This is a genomic window from Mycobacteriales bacterium, from assembly GCA_030697205.1.
Taxonomy (GTDB): domain Bacteria; phylum Actinomycetota; class Actinomycetes; order Mycobacteriales; family SCTD01; genus JAUYQP01.
Window position 1 is genome coordinate 1 of sequence record JAUYQP010000003.1, and the last position, 21,150, is coordinate 21,150.

Consider the following 21,150-nt stretch of genomic DNA (forward strand, 5'->3'; position numbering starts at 1 on the left):
CCCCCCCCCCCCCCCCCCCCAAACCAGACAACAGTGACAGACGGCGATCTTTGCCGCAAGGGAAATCAGATGCGGCGGACGTAGCCCACCCGGCAGGGCCGCTCCTCCCTCGCGACGCCGGCGATGTGACAACACCGACGAGGGCAAGCCCGCGGAACGGAGGCTGTTATGGCCGATCGTCCCGACTGCTGTCGTGTGCGCGTGTGGCGGCGACCGCAGGCGACCTCCCCGAGGGTGGCCGCGAGGCCACACGGTCCTATCTCCGCTGGCCCGGACGGGTGAGCCTCCTAGCGGCCGGATGGAGCAGCGACCTACAGTCCCCCCACCACCCAGCCAATCCGGTCTCTCGGAAAGGCACCGCCTTGTCGCACCATCGGCCGTACGTCCGCCCGTCCCACTCCCGTTCTCGCAGGACGATCGCCGCTCTGGCGGTGACCGTGGGCGTGACCGCTCTGCTCGGGACAACGCCCTCGGGCAGCCCCCTCGCCGCTCCCGCCCTCGCGCCTGAGGCGCTGCCCGCCGAGCCCGCTGCCCGGCTGCTGCCGGTCCAGGGCTTCCCGGGCAGCGACGCCTCGGAGGCCCAGACCGCGGCCGAGCAGCTCGCTCAGCCGCGCGGACTCGTCCCGTCCGGCGCCTACCGCCAGGCCTTCGCGGCGCTGTCCGCGCTGCCGACCAGCGGCGGCGCGTGGACCGAGACCACCGACGTCGCCTACGACTCCGACGACCTGCGCTACCGCGACCCCTATGGCAACGCCACCGGCGGCCTCGGCATCGTCTCGGGCCGGGTGGTGGCCCTCGCCAGCGACCCGTCCGGGGCGCTCTACGCCGGCTCCGCCAACGGCGGGGTCTTCCGCTCGGCGACCGGCGACGGCAGCGACTGGCAGCCGATCAGCGACGACCTTCCGTCGCTGTCGGTCGGCGATCTCGCCGTCAGCCCCGCGGGCGAGCTGTGGCTCGCGACCGGGGAGGCCAACACCGGAGGCACGTCCTACGCCGGTGACGGGGTCTACCGCCGGACCGGCGGCTCGTGGACACCCGTCGGCGGTGACGAGCTGTCCGGCACGACGATCAACAAGCTGCACTTCGACGGCACCGGCCTGGTCTACGCCGCCACCAGCCGCGGGCTGTGGCGCACCGCCGACACCGGCGGCCAGCCGTGGACCCGCGTCCTCGTCCTCAACCAGGCAGCCCTCGGGGCCGCCCAATCGAGCAACGCCGTCTACGCCAACATCGTCAACGACGTCGTCACGCGACCCGGCCAGCCGGGCGTGCTCGTCGCGGCCGGCTGGCGCAGCAGCACGGACCACACCTACTACGGCAACGGCTTCTGGTACTCCCCGACTGGCGCGGCCGGGTCCTTCACGCGGGTCAACCCGAGCGGCGCGATCAACCCGAAGGAGATCGGCAACACGACCTTCGCGCAGAGCGCCGACGGGTCACGCCTCTACGCCGTCATCCAGTCGACGACCGCGATGGTCGCCGGGGGCAACAGGGCCGCGAGCACCGTGCTCGCCGGCGTCTTCGTCAGCCGCAACGGCTCGCTCGAAGGGCCGTGGAACCGCATCGCGGACTCGACCAACCTCGCCAGCCGCGGCTCCGCGCTGAAGCAGAGCATCGGCGGCAAGGGCTACGGCCCGGGAGTGCAGGCTTGGTACAACCAGTTCCTCGCGGTGGACCCGACCGACCCCGACCACGTCTACCTCGGCCTTGAAGAGGTCTACGAGACCCGCGACGGCGGCACCAGCTGGACCGCCGCGGGCCCGTACTGGAACTTCTACTTCCCGTGCTGGTCGGTCGACCCCGCGAAGAACACCTGCCCGACGACGACCCACCCCGACCAGCACGACGTGCTCTTCGCCGGCGGCCGGGTCTTCGTCGGCAACGACGGCGGCGTCTACAGCCGGCCGGCGCGCAGCACGGCGCTCAACGCCAACGGCAATGCCACCGACTGGGTCAGCCACAACGCGACGCTGCGCTCCCTGCAGTACTACGCCGCCTCCGTCGGCACGGACACGACGTACGGCGGAGTCGTGCTGTCGGGCGGTCTGCAGGACAACGGCGGGTCGGTCCTGCGGGGTGTCCGCCCGGACGGCACCACCACGGACCCCGGCGACGCAGCCGCGTACCCGGCGTACAAGGGCTTCCCGGGGAGCACGACCGAGACCACCGGCGTGATGGGCTCCAACTTCGGTGGGGACGGCGGCGACGTCATCGTCGACCCGCGCGACGGCTGCCGGATCGTGCAGGAGTACGTCTTCCTGGCGATGCGCAAGACCACCAACTGCGGTGAGTCCGACGGGGTCACGTCTTCGACGGTGGACATCGCGCCGCTCGATGCCGCGCCGCGTTTCATCGCGCCCATGGAGGCCGACAGCACCGACCCGGACCACTGGGTCGCGGCCGGCAACACGGTGTGGACCTACGACAAGGGCTTCGCGATCAGGAGCGGCCGCGACTGGACCCCGGCCTTCGACCTGGGCGCCGACGGCAACGGCCGGCTCAACTCCACGACCGCACTCGCGTCGGCGGGTGACGTCGTCTACGCCGGCTACTGCAGCCAGTGCAACAACAACGGCTTCACGCGGGGCCTCGCCCGGGTCGAGAAGGTCGGCCGCACGTGGACCGGCACGAAGGTCGCGGCCACCGGCCTGCCCAACCGCTTCCTGTCCGGTGTCTGGGTCGACCCGTCCGACGGCCGGCACGTCGTGGTCGCCGTCAACGGCTTCAACCGGCGCTTCAGCGGCGGGCCCGAGGGGCTGGGTCACCTCTTCGAGTCGCGCGACGGCGGCGCGACCTTCGTCGACGTGGGGGGCAACCTCCCCGACGTCCCGGCCGACGACGTCATCGTCACCGACGGCGGCCGCACGGCCTACGTCGGCACCGACCTCGGTGCGGTCGTCGGGACCCGCTCGGGCACCACGGGCGCGTTCACGTTCGCGCGGCTCGGCACCGGCCTGCCGGCCACGACCGTGATGGACCTGTCGGTCGGGCCGGACGGGGTCCTCTACGCCGCGACCCACAGCCGCGGCGTCTGGGGCTACCGGCTCCCGACGACCTCTGCCACCGCCCGGCGCAAGTAGCGCACCCGACAGGGCCGCTCCGCCCTCGCGACGCCGCCGATCTGGCGGCGTCGCGGGGCGGCGTCGGCGAACATCGGCTCGAGGTCGAGGGCATCGACCAGGGCCTGCACGGCGAGGCAGATGGTCACGTTGCTGAAGCGCCCGGCCGGGCAGGTGTGGGCGCCGTGGCCGAAGGTGCTGACGAGCTCCTTCGACACCAGCGGCACGTCCTTGGACAGGATCCGCCCCCGGTAGTGGGCCGGGTCGAAGCGGTCCAGGCCGGGTGCGGCGGTGGTGTTGAGGACGGACAGCATCGTCGTGACGAACGCGCCCACGGGCACGGCGTACGTCGTACCTCCGCTGTCGACCTCGACCGGTCGCACGACCTGCCGCAGGGTCAGTGAGCGCTGGGCAAGCCGGATCGACTCGTTGGCGACGCTCTCGAGCAGCGCGCTGTCGCCGGCCCGGACCTGAGCGAGCAGGTCGGGGCGCAGCAGCAGGTTGACGAGCGTCCAAGCGAGCGCGGCGTACATGTTGCTCTGCGACCCGAGGTGGATGAGCACCACGTCGCGCGCGGCCAGGACCAGGGCCTCCTCGAGCGGCTTGTCGGAGTAGCTGTCGACGACCTGCTCGAGGAAGTCGCCGCGCCGCTCGCCGCCGCGGGCGTGCCAGATCTCCGCGACGATCTCCTCGATGCCGCGCAGCGCCGAGAGCTCGCGGCGGTAGCGGGTGAGCCGGGTCCGGAAGGCCTGGGTCGGGTTGACGAAGGCCTCGGCGGCGTCGAGCTGCTCGAACAGCGGGACCAGCCGGTCGAGGTAGCGCGGCTCGGTCGCCTCGTCGCACATCCACGACGCGAGGCCCATCCGGTGGGCGAGCCGCTTGGCCGCCCAGAACAGCTCGATCTCGCCGCTGTCACCGAGCACCTCGAGCTCGACGGCGATCGCCGCGCGCAGGTTGTCGAGGTAGCGCGCAACGTCGTCGGTCTTCCACATCGTGTGCGGTCCGTTGCGCAGCCCGCTGAAGAGCTCCTCGGGGACCTTCAGCCGCAGCAGCGTGTAGGACGCCAGGCCGAAGCTGCCCTTGTGCTCGGGCAGCGCGTAGAGGCTCTTCACGCCGTCGGGTGAGAAGACGCACCACAGCTCGAAGCCGAAGGCCCGCACCACGAAGGTCTCGCCGAGCCGCGCCCGCTGGGTCGCGAAGAAGCGCGTCGGGTCGCGCAGCAGCGCGAAGCCCGAGCCGACCCAGGGCAGGTACGACGGGACGCGCGGCGGGGCTGGTGCGACGGCAGTGGTGATGAGACGGCTCCTGGCGAGAACGTGTTCTACATCCTGCCTGCCGGAGCGGCCCCGCGTCTACCGGCTGCGGAGCAGGGCGAGCGCGTCGTCCTCGGGGACGGGCCGGCCGAAGAGGTAGCCCTGCGCGAAGCGGCAGCCCATCTCGAGCAGGGTGGCTCTTTGCTCGGGCGTCTCGACGCCCTCGGCGACCACCGTGAGGCCGAGCTTGGCGGCCAGGCCGATGATGGCGCCGACGACCGTCGCGGCCTCCGGCTTGTGCGGCAGGTCCGCGACGAAGCTGCGGTCGATCTTCAGCCGGCGCACGGGTAGCCGGGTGAGGTAGGACAGCGACGAGAAGCCGGTCCCGAAGTCGTCGATGGACAGCCGGGCGCCGGTCGAGGCGAGTTCGGCGATGAGCGCTGCGACGAGCGGGGTGTCGTCCATCAGCGTCGACTCGGTGAACTCGAGGCCCAGCGTCCACGGGATGATCGCGTCCTTGAGCTCCTGGACGATGGCGGTCATCCCCACGGCGTGCAGCTGCTGACCGGCGAGGTTGACCGACATGGTCAGGCCGGTCGTATCGACCTTGTCGCTCCAGCCGCGGGCGGTCGCGACAGCAGCGCGCAGCACCCACTCGCCGAGCGGCACGATGAGCCCGGTCTCCTCCGCGAGCGAGATGAAGGCAGCCGGCGCGAGCAGCCCGCGCTCAGGGTGCTGCCAGCGAACCAGCGCCTCGAAGCCGAGCACGCGGTCACCTCGTCGCATGTCGACGATCGGCTGGTAGTGCACGCGGAACTGCTGGACCGCGAGCCCGTGGCGGATCTGGGTCTCGAGGTCGAGCCGATCCCACGCGCGCTGCCGCATGTCCTCCCCGAACAGCGCATACCCGCCACCACCGCGGTGCTTCGCGCGGTACATCGCGATGTCGGCGTCGCGCAGCACCTCGGTGGCGGACTGGCCCGGGCTCGCGACGACGACACCCGCGCTGGCGCCCGGTGTGATGACGCGGCCCTCGAGGACGATCGGGTCGGACACGACCTCGCGGATGCTCGCCATCAGCTCGGCCACATCGGTGCGCGTCCCGTCCTGGGGCAGCACGACCACGAACTCGTCGCCACCGAAGCGCGCCACGAGGTCGCGCGGAGCGACCGCACCGCGGAGCCGGCGGGCCATGTCGACCAGCAGCTCGTCGCCGGTCTCGTGCCCGAGCGAGTCGTTGATGACCTTGAGCCGGTCGAGGTCGAGGAAGACCACGACGGGAGCCTCCCCCGACGCGAGCAGCCCGGCGAGGGTCTCGATGAGCATCAGGCGGTTGGGCAGGCCGGTGAGGGCTTCGTGACGCGCCTGATGGCCGAGCCGGGTCACGAGCTCGTGGCGGTCGACGGTGATCCCGACCAGGTGGCTGGCCCGGCGCATGAGCGCTGTCGTCGGTGCGTCCGGCAGGCCGACCTCGTCGGCGTAGAGCGCGAAGGTCCCGAGGGTGGCACCGGTCGCCGGGCTCACGACGGGGTAGGACCAGCAACTGCGGACCCCGAGCTCGCGGGCGAGGGCGTGCATCGGCGCCCACTGCTCGTCGGCCAGCAGGTCGGGGACCAGGACGGGCTCCTCGCGGCGGACCGCGACAGCGCAGGGCGAGAAGGGCACCTCCACCGACATCCCGTCGATGGCTGCGCGGTAGGCCGCCGTCATGCTCGGCGAGGCCGAGTCGCGCAGGACGCCGTGACGTCGTCCCTGCTCGAGCAGCAGGATGGAGCAGCGGATCCCGTCGAGGGTCTGCTCGACCCAAGCGGCGAGCGCGGCGAGGACGATCGGGACGTCCGCGCCCGCGGCGATGAGCTCGAGCAGGTCGGCCTGGCCCTGCAGCACCCGCTCGCCGCGCTGGCGCTCGGTCACGTCGCGCGCGACCACGACGACGCCCGCGACCTCCGGGTCGTCGAGCAGGTTGTTGGGAAGCACCTCGAAGGCCACCCACGCGCCGGACGCGCTGCGCAGCCGCAGCACCAGGGGCTCGCCGGGGCCGGGTCGCCCGACCGCCGAGGACAGCGCGCGGTCACCCGCCGCCTGGTCGTCGTCGTGGACGAAGTCCCACGCCGACCGACCGGTGATCTCGAGGTCGTCGTGACCGAGCAGCCGCTGCACCGACGGGCTGACGTAGCGCATGACGCCGTCGCGGTCGAGCACGACGAGCAGGTCACCCATGTGCAGCAGGAGGCTGCGCATGCCCAACCCCTCGTCTGCCATGTCACCCCCGGCCTGTCTCGGTCAGTGTGCCGTCGCAGGTCGTCCCGCGGTAGCCGTTCGCCGAAACCCACTGGCGCCTGCGCCTACCGTCAGGGAGTGCTCTCCGTCCTGCGCCTGCGCGACTTCCGGCTGCTGTTCGTCAGCCAGTCCCTCAGCGTGCTCGGAGACGCCCTGATCATCGTCGCGATCGGGCTCTACGTCACCGACCTCACCAGCAACCCGAGCGACGTGGGAGCCGTCCTCACGGCGTACGCCGCTCCGCTGTGCGCGCTCGTGCTCTTCGGCGGCGTCGTGGCCGACCGGCTGCCCCGTCACCTCGTGATGGTCGTCAGCGACACCGCCCGCGCGGTGCTGCACGGCACCCTGGCCGTCCTCATCGCGACCGGGGCGGTCCGGGTCTGGCACATGGTCGTGATCGGGGTCCTCTTCGGTGTCGCCGACGCGTTCTTCCGGCCGGCCTACACCGGGCTCGTCCCGCAGACCGTCCCCGAGGACGAGATCCAGCAGGCGCAGGCTCTGACCGGGATGTTCCGCGAAGTCGCGACGATCGCGTCGCCCGGCCTCGCGACCTTCCTCGTGCTCGGGGTCGGTGGGGCGTGGGCCTTCGCCCTCGACGCCGCGACCTTCGCGGTCTCCGCCCTGCTGCTGCTCCGCATCCGTACCCGTGACCGCGGCACCCGGGTCGCGGACGCCACCGTCGTCGAGGACCTGCGCGAGGGCTTCCACGCCGTGCGCGAGCGCGCCTGGGTGTGGGTGACGATCGCGGTCTTCTCCGTCGCACTGCTGACCGCTCTCGCACCGTTCTTCGTCCTCGGTGCCGCGGTCGCCGAGGAGGTCTACGGCAGCGAGGCGGTCTACGGCCTCACCAACGTCTTCTGGGGGGTCGGCACCGTCAGCGGCGCGGTCCTCGGGTCGCGCTGGAAGCCCCGCCGGCCGATGCTCGCGGGGATCGTCGCCACCATCCCGTGGCCGCTGTCGATCGCGGTCTACGGCCTCGGTCCCGACGTCGTCGTGCTCTACGCGGTGATGGTCCTGGCCGGCATCGGCATCGGGCTGTTCGCGGTGTGGTGGGAGACGGCCCTCGCGGTCCGCATCCCGCCGCACCTGCTGTCGCGGGTCTCGGCCTGGGACTGGATGGGCTCACTCCTGCTCCTCCCGCTCGGCTACCTGCTCGCCGGCCCGGTGGCCGCGGCCGTCGGAGCCGTCGAGGTGACGGTCGTCGGCGGGCTCATCGGTGCGGTCGCGATGGCGTTGGGGGTCCTGCCCCACTCGACCCGCACCCTCGGCCTCGACGACGACACCCCACCCGTCGACGCCCCCGAGCTCCAACCGGCCTGACTCGCCGGGAGGACGGCGTCAGGTCAGCGGGCCTCGGCCGGCCGGGCTCGCTGTTTGCGACACCTTCGCCCTGATTCCTGTTGAGCAGGTGGGGGACGATGACGACGTGTCGGAGGGTGACAGCGTCGTCAGGGCCTGACGCGTGCGCGACCACCGCGTCGGGGAGGATGAGCCCGTGTTCACCGAGGGCCAGGTCGTGACCGTCTTCCGCAACCGGCTGCGCGACGACGCCGACGCGCAGACCGCCTACTCCGCCGACGCGACGCGGATGGCCGAGCTCGCCCGCGCCATGCCGGGCTACGTCGAGCACAAGGCCTTCACCGCCGACGACGGCGAGCGCGTGACGCTGGTGACCTTCGCCGACCGGCCGAGCCACGACGGGTGGCGCGACCACCCGGAGCACCGCGCCGCCCAGCGCCGCGGGGTCGAGGCCTACTACGAGACCTACAGCATCCAGGTCGGTACGACGGACTACGCGAGCGCGCGTGCCCGAGGGTGACACGGTCTGGCTGTCGGCGAAGCGGATGCACGACGCGCTCGCCGGGCGGGCGCTGACGGTGTCGGACTTCCGGGTCCCTCAGCTGGCGACGACCGACCTGACAGGCAGCGTGGTGCGCGAGGTCGTCGCCCGCGGCAAGCACATGCTCACCCGCGTCGAGGGCGACCTCACCCTGCACACGCACTTCCGGATGGACGGGACCTGGCACCTCTACCGGCCGGGCGACACGCGCAACGGCGGCCCCGACTGGCAGGTGCGGGTGGTGCTCGCCAACGACGAGTGGGAGGCGGTCGGCTACCGGCTGCCCGTCGTCGAGCTGCTGCCCACCGCCGCCGAGGACCGCGCGGTGGGCCACCTCGGGCCGGACCTGCTCGGCCCCGACTGGGACCTCGACGAGGCCCTTCGGCGCCTGGCCGCCGACCCCGAGGCCGAGATCGGGATGGCACTGCTCGACCAGCGCCACCTCGCCGGCCTCGGCAACCTCTACCGCACCGAGGTGCTCTTCCTGCGCGGGCTCACCCCGTGGGTCCGGGTCGAGGACGTGACCGACCTCCCCGGCCTGGTCCGCCTGGGGCGCAGGCTGCTGCTCACCAACCGCGACCACTGGGAGCAGACCACGACCGGGTCGCTGCGCCGCGGCGAGGACCACTGGGTCTTCGAGCGGTCCGGCAAGCCGTGCCGGCGCTGCGGCACGCGCATCGTGTCCGCGGAGCAGGGAGTGGCGCCCTACCAGCGGCTGTCCTACTGGTGCCCCCGCTGCCAGCTCGGGCCGGCGCCTGCACCGACAACCGTGCGGGCGCCTCGACCGCTCGGCAGGACGAGGTACACCCCGTGACACCAGACCCCGTGAGTCCCACCGACGCCGAGCGGGTCGCCGAGGCAGTCGCCACCGGCACCGGCCTCGAGGCCCTCGCGCGGACCCTGACCGACCCGCCGCTGCTCGCCGTCGTCGAGGCGGCACGCAGGCGGCTCGTCCCACGCCTGTCCGACGAGGCGACCCGGCTGCTGCGCGCGGTCGGGGCCTTCCCGGGCAGCAGCGCCCAGGACCTGCGCGACGTGACGCTGCTCGACGGCCCGGCCTTCGCCGCGGCGAGCCGCCAGCTGCTCGACGGCGGCCTCGTGGAGTCGACGCGCTTCGACGTACCCGACTGCTGGTCGCGCACCGCCCGCGGCGCGGCCGTGGCGCGCAGCCTCTGACTCAGGCCTTGTCGGCGTCGGCCTCGGGGGTCGCGGGCGTGGCGTCGGCGACGGGCGCCGGGGTGGCGGCCGGCGGGGCGGCGAGCTGGTTGCCGCCGAGCGACGCGCGGATCTGGTCCAGGCGCGCCGAGCCTGCCATCTCCAGGGTCGACTTCTGCACCTCGAGCATCCGGCCCTCGACGCTGTTGCTCGCGAGCTCCGACGCACCGAGCGCCTTGGCGTAACGCGCCTCGATCTTGTCGCGGACCTCCGACAGCGACGGCGTCCCCGACGGCGCGGACAGCTCCGACATCGAGCTGAGCGACTTCGCGACCTGCTCCTGCATCTTGGCCTGCTCGAGCTGGCTGAGCAGCTGGCTGCGCTCGGCGAGCTTCTGCTGCACGGTCATCGCGTTGTTCTCGACCGCCTGCTTGGCCTTCTCGGCCGCCTGCAGCGCCTGGTCGTGCAGCTGCTTGAGGTCCTCCATCGACTGCTCCGCCGCGACGAGCTGGGTCGCGAAGGTGGTCGCGGTCTGCTCGTACTCCGCCGCCTTCTTCTCGTCACCCGCGGCCCGCGCCTGGTCGGCGATGACGAGGGCCTGACGCGCCGAGGCCTGCAGCTTCTCGACCTCGGTCATCTGCCGCGCGAGCTTCATCTCGAGCTGGCGCTGGTTGCCGATGACAGCGGCCGCCTGCTGCGTCAGCTGCTGGTGGTTGCGCTGCGCCTCCTCGATGGCCTGCTGGATCTGGATCTTCGGGTCGGAGTGCTCGTCCAGCTTCCCGGACAGCAGGGCCATGAAGTACTTCCAGCCACGCACGAACGGGTTCGCCACAGGTCTTCCTCACGTCGGTCCAAGGGTGCTGCGGGCATCTTGTCAGAGCAGGCGCCAGGTCACAGCACTCAGACCTCCCGGTACGCCGGAAACCGCCCGTGAGCGCAGGCTCCCGACGTAGCGTCGACACGTGCCCGCGCCCCGTCTCCTGCCCGTCGGGCTGCTGCTCGTGGCCACGCTGACGGGCGCCTCGCCCGCGCAGGCCGCCGACGGGACGCTGCTCCCGCGCGTCCCCGGCTCGGAGACGCAGGCGGTCGTCGGCAGCGGGGGCGCGTGGTGCTGGTTCTCCGACCCGCGGTCGGTGCACGTGCCCGGCCCCGCCAAGCGCACCTTCGCCAGCTGGATCGACGCCGAGGGCAGCATCGTCGTCAGCGCCTACGACCACACCACCAAGCGGCTTCAGTCGGCTGTGGTGCGCACCGCCTTCGTCGTCGACGACCACAACAACCCGTCGCTGCTGCGCCACGCCGACGGCCGGGTGTCGGTCTTCTGGTCCGGCCACAACGGCCCCGCGATCCACATCCGCACGACGAGCCGGCCCGGTGACGTCACGAGCTTCGCGCCGACCCGCACGATCACGTCGTTCGTGCCGGGCGACAGCGTCGTCACCTACACCAACCCGGTCCGCGTCCCCGGCGAGGGCGACCGCATCTACCTGTTCTTCCGGTCCGGCTACAGCCACCAGGGCTACGTCACGTCCGACGACGACGGCGTCACCTGGTCGGCGGCGCGGGTGGTCGTGAGCAACGGCGACATGCGCCCCTACGTCAAGGTCGCCGGCGACGGCGGCAGCGGCATCGCGCTGGCGTTCACCGACGGGCACCCCGACGAGCTGACGAGCTCAGTGCGCTTCTCCCGCTACACCGCCGGCGAGCTGCGCGGCGCCGACGGGCGGCTGCTCGGCGCGCTCGCCGACGGCATCGAGGCGGGGCAGGGCGATCTGCTCTGGGACGGTCCCGCGACCGGCACGAGCGGCTGGGTGCACGACGTCGCGGTCGGCCCTGATGGGCTGCCGGTGGTCGTCTTCGCCACGATCCGCAGCACCACCGACCACCGCTACCACTGGGCCCGCTTCGACGGCACCTCCTGGGTCGTGCGCGAGCTCGGCCCGGCCGGCGGCACGGTCGCGACCGGTGGCCGTGAGCGGTCCTACTCCGCCGGCATCACCCTCGACCACGACGAGCCCTCCGTCGTCTACCTCGCCCGCCCCGGCAGCGACCCGGCGATCGCCGAGGTCGAGCGCTGGACGACCCGCGACCACGGCGCGAGCTGGGTCGCCGAGGCCGTCACGTCGGCCAGCACCGAGACCAACCTGCGCCCCGTCCGCCCGCGCGGGCTACCCGACGGCCTCGACATGGAGGCGCTCTGGATGTCGGGTGCCTACCCGCACTTCACGACCTTCCGCACCTCGCTGCGCGGCACCGCCGCGGTCGTCCCCGGCCAGCCGGTCGCGACCACGACGCGCATCAACGCCGCGGTCCTGTCGGTCGTCCCCGGCTCCTCGCTGCGGGTCAGCGCGCGGCTCGTCGACCCGACCGGTGCCGCCGTCCTCGACCGCGAGGTGACGCTGCTGTCCCGACCGCTGGGGCTCACCACCTGGGGCCACGTCGCGGAGCTGCGCACCGGGCTCGACGGCCTGGTGCACTTTCAGCCCACTCCCGTCGGGTCGACGGAGTACGCCGTGACCTGGCCCGGCGACGACTCCTTCTCCCCCTCGCGCAGCCCGGCCGCGCTGGTCCGGTCGACGCGCCCGACGACCGCGCTGACCGCTGTGGTGACGCGCACCGCGCGGCTCGGTCGGAGCGTCACGACCGGTGCGCTGCTGCGCACCGGTGACGGTCGACCCGCAGCCGGCCAGCGCGTCGAGCTGCTCGGCCGGGAGCCCGGCACGACGACGGTGCGCGTGCTCGCGGCGCGCACGACCGGCCCCGACGGCCGCGTCCTGCTCCCGGCTCGGCTCGCCCGGCCCACGGACGTGCAGGTGCGCTTCACCGGCACCGCCACCCACGTCGGCAACGCCACCCCCTGGCGCCGCGTCACCCTCCGCTGACCCGCCCACCCGGAACCCGCCCCCCGGATTGGGTGGCTTTCGTCGGCGCGCCGCGGCACGACACGCCGAGAAACCCCACCCAATCTCAGGCGGGGCGGGGAGGGGCGGTGCGGTCGGGCGGTGCGGTCGGGCGGGGCGTGAGGGCGGCGCGGTCGGGCGGGGCGGGGCGGGGCGTAGGGACGGTCAGCGGGGCGTCAGGGTGGGGGCGGGTCGGCCTGGCCGAGGGCGCGGCGCGACAGCGCCTCGGTCTCGGCGAGGCCCTCGCGCAGCCCGTCGAGCTCGGTGGCGAGCTCGGCGATCTCGGCCGCGCTGGTGTCGACCCCACCGCTCGTGGCGGTCAGCGCGAGCACCTCCGCGAGCCGCGCGACCAGGCCCTCGAGCCCGAGCGCGGTCGCCTCCATCCGGGCGAGCAGGGTGTCGCGGGCCTCGTCGAGCCGGGCCGCCACCGCGAGCCGGTCGCGCACCGCGGCCGACGAGCGCCGCAGCTCCGCGGCCTGCTCGGGGTTGGTCGCCGCGCGGGCCCGCTGCTCGAGCCGCTCGGCCTCGCCGTCGAGACCGTGCAGGTCGACCCGCGACTCGGCGGCCACCACGGCGGTCACCTGCGCCGCGACCCGCAGCAGCTCGTCGAGGGTGCGGCCGGCGTCGGTCGCGGCGGAGCGCACCGCGTCACCCGCGGCCCCCGTCGACGCCGTCCGGGCGAGGGCGTCGAGGGAGCGCACGGCCCCCTCCGCCCGCTCCAGCCAGTACGCCGGAGGGCTCCCCTTGGGCGGCCGGGGCAGCGCCGGTCGGCGTGCGGGTGCGGCCTCGCCACCACTGCCGGTGAGGACACCGGTGAGGACCTTCGCGCCGTAGACCCCTGCGCCGACCGCCACCGCAGCGGCCACCGGCGCCGCGAAGGCCCACGCGAGCCCGCCCGCGACGCCCGCGACGACGAGACCCCACGGGTCGCGCAGCTCCTCCGACAGCGACATCTACGACGACACCTCTACGACGACATCGACTAGAAGTTGGACAGGACCGCGGCGAGGACCTTGTCGATCGAGCCGGGGTCGGAGGCGTCGTACGCCGCAGCCTTGGACGCCTCCGCGATCGCCCGCAGCTCGCCGAGGTCGGCGTCGTCGCCGTAGGCGATGGTGAAGACGCGGACCTGGCGGTCGGCGTCCTCGCTGTCGAGGGCCCTGGTGAGCGAGTCGAGGTTGCTGTCCGGGGGGTACTCGTTGCGACCGTCGGTGAGGACCACCACCGCGTTGATCTTGTCGGGGGCGTAGCGCTCGGCGAGGACCTGGGCGGCGGCGCGGGTGGTGGCGTAGAGCGCGGTGCCGCCGTCGGGCTGCAGGTCGGCGATGGTGCTCTTGACCAGCGCAGCGTTGGTGGCCGCGGGCCGGAAGGGCACCAGCGGTCGGAACGGTGTCGTGTCCCCCTCGAGCGGGGTCGAGAAGGCCCACAGCGCGACCTCGTCGTCCTTGGCGATGAGGTCGACGGCCTTCACGGCGGCGCGCTTGGCGAGCTCGAGCTTGGACGTGCCCGCCGACCCGACCGAGTCGCCCATCGAGCCCGAGGTGTCGAGGACCAGCAGGATCTTGGCCCGCTTGCGCAGCGACTCCCAGGAGGTCTTCACCGCGGCGATGACCTGTGGCGACGGCGGGTTGAGCACCGCCTTCGGCTCGGCCGGCAGCAGCCCCTCGACCTGGGTGATGCGGTCGCCGGCCTTGCCGTCGAAGCCGCGGAAGGCGGCCTCGGCGAACAGCCGCTGCGAGGCCGCACCGCGGGCGTAGGTGAGGAAGTCCGCGGCGGCGTCCTTCGTGGGCTGGTCGACCCACGGGGCGTCGAGGACGGCGTAGGGGTTGTCGCTGTAGAGCGTCCCCTCCTTCGGGTAGATCGCGACGAGCGGCGTGCGCGGCTTCGCGTGCTGCCCCAGCGTCTTCGGGTCGCCCGTGGGGTTGCCCTGGTTGTAGTCCCAGACCGACTTCTCCTCGACGGTCACGGCGCTGACGTAGGACAGCGCCTGGCCGCGGTCGTCGGCCTTCTGCAGGTTGGACAGGTAGGTCAGCGTCGTGTCGCCGTAGTGCACGACGGAGCCCTCCACGCTCTTGACGTAGGTCTGCACGGCTGGCTTGACGAGGTCCTTGAGCGCGAGGTCGCTCGACAGCCCCGTGGCCGCGAAGTAGGCGCCGATGGTGGCGTTGAGGCCGCTGGTGGAGAAGTTGGGGTTGGTCTTGCCGAGCTTGAACGCGCCGTAGGGCTTGCCGAAGCGCTGCCAGCCGCTCGGGTCCTTGGCCAGCGCCAGGATGTCGGCCCAGCCGAGCGGCTTGGCCGGCCACCCGAGCACCTCCGCCATCGGCTTGGGCATGGCGATGACGAGCGGGGTGCGCGCGAGCGACGGCAGCTCGGCGTCTCCGACGAGGTCGGGCGCGTCGCGGGCCGCGGTCTGCTGGCGCAGCAGCGCCGTCCACGTCGACGACGCGGGCGACCAGACGTCGGGGCGCGGGCCGTCGACGCCCTCGTCCCAGCCGCGCGCCAGCGCATCGGCGGCACCGCCGCTGGCCTTGCTGGTGACCTGCACCTGCACGCAGGTGCCACCCACCTCGCCGTCGTCGTCGGCGTAGTCGGCGGCGATGCGCTGCAGCAGCGCGGCCTTCTCCGACGACGCAGTCAGAGCCACCTGGGTGCAGTCGCTGTCGACCTTGATCGCGGTCGGGTCGTCACCGCTGTCGCCCGTGACGACGGCGCGCACCGCCGCGACCGCGATGACGCCTACGACGACCGCCACGACGACCGGCAACCGACTACGACCCGCCAACGCGCTTCCCCCTCGATCAGGTGAGCCCTGATCGTGTCATGACGGGGGGCGACGGACCGACTACTGCTCGGCCTGGAACATCCAGTGGGTCTTCTCGAGCTCAGCGGTGATCGCGATCATGAGGTCCTGGCTGACCGGGTCGGCGCTCTCGGTGGCGTCCATGCGCTCGCGGAAGCGGGCGATCATCGGGCCGAGGACGTCGACGACGTAGCTGATGACCTTGTCGACCTGGACGTAGCCGACCTCGAGCGGCTGCACCTTGGACTGCGCCGCGAGCGCGTGGGTCTGGCCGTCGGGGTTGACGCCGATCGCTATCGCCCGCTCGGCGACGGTGTCCATGTAGATGCGCGACTGGTCGACGACCTCGTCGAGGGCGAGGTGGATGCTGCGGAAGTTGCGGCCGATGAGGTTCCAGTGGGCCTGCTTGGCCACGAGGGACAGCTCGATGAGGTCGACGAGGGCACCCTGCAGCGCCTCTCCCGTGACCTGCTTGGCGTCGTCGGGCAGCGGGCTCTTGACAGTGCTCATGGTCATCTCCCGAGGGGTGCGTCGGTGGCGGGTTGCGCGGGGACCTCGACCCGAGGGGCGGTGAGCCCGCGCTCCAGCAGCCCTGCCCCGAGGGCGACCTCCTCACGCGTCCCCGGCCAGGTGGCCTGGGACACGAGCCACCGCAGGACCAGCTCGACCGCGGGCGGCTCGCCCGCGACGTCGGCAGCCTCGAGCACCTCGACCACCGCACTGCGTACGACGTCCCACGTGCGGCCGGCCGCCGGGACCGCGACGACGGCGAGCACCGCGGGCTCCTCGGCAGCGACCCGGCGCAGCGGCGCGCAGCGGGCGAGCTCGTCGGCGGCGTGCTCCAGCGCTGCGGCCAGGCCGGAGCGCAACGGCACGGGCATCCCCGGGACGGTGTCGTGACGGCCGGCGGCGAGCGCGGCCGTGGTGGCCCCGAGCGCCTGCACCCGGCTGGTGACGAGCGCCGCGAGGACGTCGTCCTTGGTGCGGAAGTGGTTGTAGAGCGTCGCCTTCGCGACGGCGGCCTGCGTGGCGAGGTCGCTCATCGTCGTCTTGCGGACGCCGTAGCGCTCCACGCACCCCGCGGCCGCGTCGAGGATGGCCGCGCGGGTGCGCAGCATGGCGTTGCCGGACCGCGCCCGGGTGCCGGGCTCGCGCAGCGGCGCGTCAGACGGCGAGATGTCGGACGAGACGGTGTCGCTCACGCCGAGTGTCTGCCAGACGCACGGGATCGCGTCAAGCGGCGGCGGAGACGTCCGGGGCGGCGTGCAGGCGGCGGGCGCCGGTGGGGACGGGCACCGGGAGCGGCTCGGGCTCGACGATCCGCAGCGTCTCGCTGACGTCGCGCAGCAGGTCCGACAGCCGGACACCGAGGGCGCCGCAGATGCTCGCGAGCAGCTCGGAGGACGCTTCCTTCTGGCCGCGCTCCACCTCGCTGAGGTAGCCCAGGCTCACCCGCGCGGCGGTCGAGACCTCGCGCAGCGTGCGGTGCTGGCGCAGCCGGGTGTCGCGCAGGGCCTCGCCGAGCAGCGTCCTCAGGACCGCCACGCGCCCACCTCCACACTCGTGCCGCTCGAGCCCCGCAGGTCCGAGCCCGGGGATCACTCTATGCCCCAGGGCCGACCCGCTCCTGTCCAACGGGCGATGTCCGGCCCGGGATTCCCCCCGACGGCTCAGAGCGCGTCGGCGACGAGATGGCGGCGGAGCAGGTCGAGGGCGAGCGTCACGGTGATCGCGCGGACCCGGTCGCGATCACCGGGCAGCTGCCACGCCCGCACCTCGCCGCCACCGGGGCCGCCACCGGGGCCGCCACCCGGGCCGGCGACGGCCACGAAGACGGTCCCGACCGCGTGGCCCTCCTGCTCGGACGGCCCCGCCACACCGGTCGTCGCGAGGCCGTAGTCGGCACCGCACCGCTCGCGGGCGCCGGCCGCGAGCGCCGCGGCGGTCTCCTGCGACACCGCGCCGTGGGCGGACAGCAGCGGCCCGGGGACCCCCGCGAGCGACTGCTTGAGGTCGGTCGCGTAGGGCACCAGGCCACCGCGGACGACCGACGACGACCCGGGCAGGGCGGTGAGTGCGGCGGCCAGCAGTCCACCGGTGAGCGACTCGGCCACCCCGACGGTCGCGCCGCGCGAGAGCAGCAGCGCAGCGACGACCCCCGGGAGCGTGTCGTCGTCGCGCCCCCAGACCAGGTCGCCCAGTGCGGCGGCGGCCGCGTCGACCAGCGGGGCGAGCACCGCCTGCGTCGTACCCGTGAAGCGCACGCGGACGACGCCACCCGAGGCGAGGTAGGACAGCGCGACGCCCTCGGGGACCTCGACGGCGCCCTGCACGAGCCCGGCGACCGACGACTCCCCCGCGCCGGAGCAGTGCAGGGTGCGGGTGATCAGCAGCGACCCGGAGCGCTTGCGCAGCTCGGCCAGGACGGGCTCGGCGACCGCGCGCAGCTCGTGGGGCGGCCCGGGCAGGGCGTAGACGACCCGGTCGCCCACCGGCAGGCGGAGGCCGGGCGCGCTGCCGACGGGGTTGGGCAGCACGTCGGCGCCCTCGGGCACGTCGGCCTGGCGCAGGACCTCGACGGGCATGGGCAGGGAGTACGACGCGAAGCGCTCCGCCAGCTCGAGCTCCAGCTCGGGCCGGCGCACCAGCCCGACACCCGCGACCGCCGCCACGCCCTCCCGGGTCACGTCGTCGGTCGTCGGCCCGAGGCCGCCCGTGACGAGCACGACGTCGGCGTCGTCGAGGGCGCGGCGCAGTGCGACGACCATCCGGTCGACGTCGTCGCCGACCATCGCGGAGTGCACGACGCGGACCCCCACGGCGCGCAGCTGGTCACCGAGCCAGGACGCATTGGTGTTGACGACGTCGCCGAGCAGCAGCTCGTCGCCGACCGCGACGACCGCGGCGGTGAGCGTCATCCCTTGGCGAGCTTGCGCGCGCGCTTCACCGCGGCGCGCTCGCTCGTGCGACGCAGGGTGACCGCGCGCGCGACGTAGTCGATGCCGGTGACGACCGTGACCCCCACCGCGACCGCCATGAACAGCGCGCGGCCGGTCGCGAGCAGACCCGTCAGCGGCAGCAGGTAGAAGCCGATCGCGAGCGCCTGCAGCAGGGCCTTGAGCTTGCCGCCACGGCTCGCCGGGATCACGCCGTGGCGGATCACCCAGAAGCGCAGCAGCGTGACGCCGAGCTCGCGGACCAGCACGACGACCGTGACCCACCAGGGCAGCTCGTCGAGCACCGACAGCCCGATCAGGGCCGCCCCGATGAGCGCCTTGTCGGCGATCGGGTCGACCAGCTTGCCGAAGCTCGTCACGAGGCCGCGACTGCGGGCCAGCTGCCCGTCGACGCGGTCGGTGTAGGACGCCAGCGCGAACACCAGCGTCGCCGCGACCCGCAGGCCCTCGCTGTCGCCGTCCTCCGCGAGCAGCAGGGCCGCGAAGACCGGCACGAGCAGCAGCCGGAAGACCGTGAGGTAGTTGGCGACGTTGAAGTTGCTGACCCGGGCGACCGGGTCGGCGGCGGCGTCGCCAGGACCGGTCGCGGTGCTCATGGTGTGCTCACAGGGCGCTCGCCACGAGGTCCACCCCGACCGTGCCGGTGACCTGGGCGGTGACGAAGGTGCCGACGACGAAGGACCCGCCGGTGAGTGTCGTGCTGCCGTCGACCTCGGGGGCCTGGTGCTCGGCCCGCCCCTCGGCCGTGCCGTCGGGCAGAACCGACTCGACGAGCACCTGCACGACCTCGCCGACCCGCTCCTCGGCGCGCTGCGACGTGAGCTCCTCGGCCAGTGCCGTGAGGCGGCGGACCCGGTCGTCGACGACGTCCTGCGGCAGGTGGTCGGGCAGCCCCTCGGCTTCGGTGCCGTCCTCGTCGGAGTAGCCGAAGACGCCGATCGCGTCGAGGCGCGCCTGCTCGAGGAAGCGGCACAGCTCGTCGACGTCATCCTCGGTCTCGCCGGGGAAGCCGACGATGACGTTGCTGCGGACACCGGCGCGCGGTGCCCGCGCGCGGACCTGCTCGAGCAGCGCGAGGAAGGACTCGGTGCCCCCGAAGCGCCGCATCCGCCGCAGCACGGTCGGCGAGCTGTGCTGGAAGGACATGTCGAAGTACGCCGCGACGCCCTCCGTGCCGGTGAGCACCTCGACGAGCGTGGGCCGCATCTCCGCGGGTTGCAGGTAGGACAGCCGGGTGCGGGGCACGATCGTCGCGAGCTCCGGCAGCAGCGTCTCGAGCAGCTTGAGGTCGCCGAGGTCCTTGCCGTAGGACGTGGAGTTCTCGCTGACGAGCACGAGCTCCTGCACGCCGGCGTCGCGCAGCCAGCGGGCCTCGGCGAGCACGTCGGACGGGCGCCTGCTGACGAACGCCCCGCGGAAGCTCGGGATCGCGCAGAACGAGCAGCGCCGGTCGCAGCCGCTCGCGAGCTTCAGGCTCGCGACGGGCGCGTCGTCGAGGCGCTTGCGCAGGACGTGGGGGCCGCCCGCGTGGCCGGGGATCCCGACGCTCTGGTCGGCAGCGGGCTGCTGGCGCTCGACCGGGCTGATCGGCAGCAGCAGCCGCCGGTCGGCCGGGGTGTGGGCCTCGACGTGGCCGCCGGCGAGCACGGTGTCGAGGTGGGACGACAGGTCGGCGTAGGAGTCGAAGCCGAGGACGGCGTCGGCCTCGGGGAGCTGCTCGGCGAGCTCCTTGCCGTAGCGCTCGGCGAGGCACCCGACGGCGACGACCTTCGCCCCGGTGTCGGACGCGGCGAGCAGCGTGTCGATGGAGTCCTTTTTGGCGGACTCGACGAAGCCGCAGGTGTTGACGACGGCGACGTCGGTCGGCTCGCCGTCGGCCACGAGCTCCCAGCCGGCGGCCTCGAGCCGGCCGGCGAGCTCCTCGGAGTCGACCTCGTTGCGCGCGCACCCGAGGGTGAGCAGGGAGACGCGGCGGCGGGTCACCGCCCGAGTCTAGTGAGGTCTCAGGCGGGGACGAGACCGGTGTCGCTGCAGGAGAAGCGCGCGATCTTGCCGTTGCCGCCCGCGCGCGGGAGGTCCTTGCCGCTGCAGACCATCGACACCGCGCCGGCGTTGCCGACGACGATGTTGAGCGCGGTCGCGTCGCGAAAGTCCTTGGACTGCCCGTCGGCGAGCACGCCCTCGAACAGCGTCTTGCGCGCGCTGTTCCTGACCCGCACCCACGACGCCCCGCCGATGGTGCGGATGCGCAGGTCGGCGCCGTCGAAGGTCGGCGCCTGCGCGGTGGCCTCGCTCGGCAGCGCCGTCGGGGTGCTCACGGGGGCTGGGGTCGCCGTCGGGACGGTGCCGAGGGCAGCCGGCTCGCGCGGCTCGGAGTCCACGATGGTGCCGATCGCGATCACCGCGGTGAGCAGGCCCACGGCGGCGACACCGGCGACCGCCCAGTTGGGACCACGCCGCTCAGGTGCCTGCGCGACAGGCAGCGAGAAGCCGGAGGTGGCGGCCCGCACCGGCGTCGCGGCGACGGTCTCGACGACGGGCGAGGTCTCGGTGCCGACCTCGCGGTCGAAGCGGGCGAGCAGCGGGGCCGGGTCGGCCCCGACGACGCCGGCGATGCTGCGCAGGTGGCCACGCGCGTAGACCGGCGCACCGCTCGAGTCGAAGCGGTCGGCCTCGAGGTCACGGATCAGCGTCGCCCGGATGCGGGTGCGCTCGCTGACCTTCTCCACCGTCATACCGGCAGCCTCGCGGGCAGCGCACAGCGCAGCACCGAGCGAGGCGTGCTCGTCAGGGGTCGTCATGAAACGACCACCTCCAACCGGTGGGACGGGTGTGACTCGGGTGAGTCTAGGACCGTTGTCGCGAAGTCCACAAAGGACACCCACTGCGGGGGTCACCGAGCCGCC

Annotated in this window: 17 protein-coding genes and 1 pseudogene; 6 read left to right on the forward strand and 12 right to left on the reverse strand. The window is 73.3% G+C overall.

The genetic code is table 11. The features are described from left to right. The first annotated feature begins 443 nt into the window (after positions 1–443). Complete coding sequence (locus Q8R60_00355; GenBank protein ID MDP3710918.1) at positions 444–3,080, forward strand: hypothetical protein; 2,637 nt, start codon at positions 444–446, stop codon at positions 3,078–3,080. Here the strand turns inward: Q8R60_00355 and Q8R60_00360 are convergent. After that, a complete protein-coding gene (locus tag Q8R60_00360) occupies positions 3,038–4,222 on the reverse strand; it encodes a cytochrome (protein ID MDP3710919.1) in 1,185 nt (394 codons plus the stop codon). The two genes, Q8R60_00355 and Q8R60_00360, sit on opposite strands and share 43 nt — an antisense overlap. Before the next feature lie 189 nt (positions 4,223–4,411). After that, on the reverse strand, positions 4,412–6,553 hold the full coding sequence (locus tag Q8R60_00365; GenBank protein ID MDP3710920.1) for an EAL domain-containing protein: 2,142 nt from the start codon (positions 6,551–6,553) through the stop codon (positions 4,412–4,414). Between the two features lie 117 nt (positions 6,554–6,670). Between Q8R60_00365 and Q8R60_00370 the strand changes: the two genes are divergently transcribed. From Q8R60_00370 to Q8R60_00385, 4 genes are all read left to right on the forward strand, one after another. After that, complete coding sequence (locus tag Q8R60_00370) at positions 6,671–7,912, forward strand: MFS transporter (protein MDP3710921.1); 1,242 nt, start codon at positions 6,671–6,673, stop codon at positions 7,910–7,912. 175 nt (positions 7,913–8,087) lie between these two features. Further along, positions 8,088–8,411, forward strand: coding sequence for an antibiotic biosynthesis monooxygenase (locus Q8R60_00375; protein MDP3710922.1), 324 nt, complete (start codon positions 8,088–8,090; stop codon positions 8,409–8,411). Next, complete coding sequence (locus tag Q8R60_00380; protein ID MDP3710923.1) at positions 8,398–9,246, forward strand: DNA-formamidopyrimidine glycosylase family protein; 849 nt, start codon at positions 8,398–8,400, stop codon at positions 9,244–9,246. Before Q8R60_00375 ends, Q8R60_00380 begins: the two co-directional genes overlap by 14 nt. 11 nt (positions 9,247–9,257) lie before the next feature. Then, the gene (locus Q8R60_00385) at positions 9,258–9,608 is read left to right on the forward strand and encodes a hypothetical protein (protein MDP3710924.1); all 351 of its coding nucleotides are present in this window, start codon (positions 9,258–9,260) and stop codon (positions 9,606–9,608) included. Positions 9,609–9,705: 97 nt separating this feature from the next. On the opposite strand, the pseudogene Q8R60_00390 reads toward Q8R60_00385, so the two are convergent. Then, positions 9,706–10,419 (reverse strand): annotated as a pseudogene (locus tag Q8R60_00390) (PspA/IM30 family protein). A gap of 130 nt (positions 10,420–10,549) precedes the next feature. Between Q8R60_00390 and Q8R60_00395 the strand changes: the two are divergent. Next, a complete protein-coding gene (locus Q8R60_00395; GenBank protein ID MDP3710925.1) occupies positions 10,550–12,469 on the forward strand; it encodes a BNR-4 repeat-containing protein in 1,920 nt (639 codons plus the stop codon). 194 nt (positions 12,470–12,663) lie between these two features. Here Q8R60_00395 and Q8R60_00400 read toward each other — a convergent pair whose 3' ends face one another. From Q8R60_00400 to Q8R60_00440, 9 genes are all read right to left on the reverse strand, one after another. Beyond that, a complete protein-coding gene (locus tag Q8R60_00400; protein MDP3710926.1) occupies positions 12,664–13,440 on the reverse strand; it encodes a hypothetical protein in 777 nt (258 codons plus the stop codon). 29 nt (positions 13,441–13,469) lie between these two features. Continuing rightward, positions 13,470–15,251 (reverse strand): substrate-binding and VWA domain-containing protein, encoded by a 1,782-nt coding sequence (locus tag Q8R60_00405; GenBank protein MDP3710927.1) that lies wholly within the window; start codon positions 15,249–15,251, stop codon positions 13,470–13,472. 78 nt (positions 15,252–15,329) lie between these two features. Beyond that, positions 15,330–15,803: a DNA starvation/stationary phase protection protein gene (locus tag Q8R60_00410; GenBank protein ID MDP3710928.1), complete on the reverse strand. Its 474-nt coding sequence runs from the start codon at positions 15,801–15,803 to the stop codon at positions 15,330–15,332. Next, a complete protein-coding gene (locus tag Q8R60_00415) occupies positions 15,800–16,489 on the reverse strand; it encodes a helix-turn-helix domain-containing protein (protein ID MDP3710929.1) in 690 nt (229 codons plus the stop codon). The genes Q8R60_00410 and Q8R60_00415 overlap by 4 nt, the downstream gene beginning before the upstream one ends. Before the next feature lie 31 nt (positions 16,490–16,520). After that, positions 16,521–16,832, reverse strand: a complete 312-nt coding sequence (locus Q8R60_00420; protein ID MDP3710930.1) for a helix-turn-helix transcriptional regulator — start codon at positions 16,830–16,832, stop codon at positions 16,521–16,523. 125 nt (positions 16,833–16,957) lie between these two features. Continuing rightward, entirely contained in the window at positions 16,958–18,205 is a 1,248-nt protein-coding gene (locus tag Q8R60_00425) for a CinA family nicotinamide mononucleotide deamidase-related protein (GenBank protein ID MDP3710931.1), read from the reverse strand. Beyond that, positions 18,202–18,840, reverse strand: a complete 639-nt coding sequence (pgsA, locus tag Q8R60_00430) for a CDP-diacylglycerol--glycerol-3-phosphate 3-phosphatidyltransferase (protein ID MDP3710932.1) — start codon at positions 18,838–18,840, stop codon at positions 18,202–18,204. Before pgsA ends, Q8R60_00425 begins: the two co-directional genes overlap by 4 nt. Positions 18,841–18,847: 7 nt before the next feature. Then, positions 18,848–20,227, reverse strand: a complete 1,380-nt coding sequence (gene rimO / locus Q8R60_00435; GenBank protein MDP3710933.1) for a 30S ribosomal protein S12 methylthiotransferase RimO — start codon at positions 20,225–20,227, stop codon at positions 18,848–18,850. 20 nt (positions 20,228–20,247) lie between these two features. After that, positions 20,248–21,045: a DUF4115 domain-containing protein gene (locus tag Q8R60_00440; protein ID MDP3710934.1), complete on the reverse strand. Its 798-nt coding sequence runs from the start codon at positions 21,043–21,045 to the stop codon at positions 20,248–20,250. Positions 21,046–21,150: the final 105 nt, after the last annotated feature.